The organism is Enterobacter cloacae complex sp. GF14B, from assembly GCF_004136805.1.
Lineage (GTDB): Bacteria > Pseudomonadota > Gammaproteobacteria > Enterobacterales > Enterobacteriaceae > Enterobacter > Enterobacter hormaechei_C.
This window is the reverse complement of sequence record NZ_QFRV01000290.1, coordinates 1-1,223: the sequence shown is the minus strand read 5'-3', so window position 1 is coordinate 1,223 and position 1,223 is coordinate 1. Positions and strand designations below refer to the sequence as shown.

General features: G+C 36.6%; 2 protein-coding genes. Both read left to right on the top strand.

The window, feature by feature from the left end:
• Positions 1 to 412 precede the first annotated feature (412 nt).
• The gene (locus DD606_RS25295; protein ID WP_129259476.1) at positions 413 to 670 is read left to right on the top strand and encodes a hypothetical protein; all 258 of its coding nucleotides are present in this window, start codon (positions 413 to 415) and stop codon (positions 668 to 670) included.
• Positions 671 to 1,223, top strand: a 553-nt coding sequence (locus DD606_RS25290; RefSeq protein WP_139158386.1) for an HAD family hydrolase, incomplete at its 3' end; no start/stop codon positions are given.

Genomic DNA, 1,223 nt, shown 5'->3' with positions numbered 1-1,223 from the left:
ATCCAAATCTAAGCCAAATCTCTAATTATTTTCTTGTAGTCTAGGTTGGACATTTGGTGGACCTTGTATCCATGTTTCCTCAACAAGGGTGGCTTTTAGTTTTCACTTTAAGTACTCATCTTTAATAAAGTGTAGGATGGAAAATGTTGAGTTAGTAGATTGTATTTTAGACAAGTGGTGTTTGGTGTACGAATGCTGAAAATGGTTGCAAGGATTCTAACAACGACTTTACCTTAAATAAATTTCTTACTAGGAGTTCTACATATAAATATGGTGAATAAAATTCTAGTGGTTTTGAGATACCATTTGTGTGTGTGTTTTCTTAGATTCACAAACTGGGATGGATAATGCTCCTATGGTTTAGTCAACAACTATAGAATCCATAGATTCTATGGTTTCTGAAGTGCCCAAGATGGATGATATTTCTATACTAGAGTCTAGTGTTGTGCAACTTGAGCAAGCTTGCAATAATGAGAACCAAGAAATTGATGCTTCAAAAATGCAACATACATCAAAAGAGATTGAAAAGTCCACTCACGAGCTATTGTCAATTGCTACTACTTCATGTAGTGTAGATGTTGAGGAATCCATGCTTACAGTTATATTGGATTTAAATGGTCTACTATTGAAACGTTCCCCTCAACCATCCTCACACCACAACTCAGTGTAAATGGATTCAAAAAGATATATTATACTTAGGCCAGGTTGCATCCAATTCTTGAAGACGATTTTACAGAGGTTTAATGTTGCAATTTGGTCGACAGCTACTAGGAATAATGTGTATCAAATCCTTGCAGCACTAAACAACTTAGCTGAGGATACATTGCCTTTCTTTGCAATTTGGTCGCAAGATGTTTGCTACACCGCTCAAACTCAAAAATTGTTTAGACCCGACAATCCAAACGTTAAGGCAATGTTCAAGCCTCTAGCCAAAATTGCCATGGGGTTTGAATGTGATCCACAAAGAACAGTGCTTATTGATGACTCTCCTTACAAGGGATGTATTTCACCAGCAAACAATTGCATTTTTCCACCACAATTTGATGCTCAGAAGATGGTTGACAATATGCTCTTGGAGGAGCTACTGCCATACTTGATTCAGCTTGATGAGAGAAGGGATGTGCGTGATTTAATTGCTTCTAATCGTTATGGACAACCTATAGTGACAAATGATAGTGAATACAAACAAATCATGGAGTATTGGAAGCAGAAAAATGATGTTT

What these genes read in the sequence shown, in the direction of transcription:
- DD606_RS25295 (WP_129259476.1), top strand. Translation starts at nt 413, where the DNA reads ATGGATGATATTTCTATACTAGAGTCTAGTGTTGTGCAACTTGAGCAA.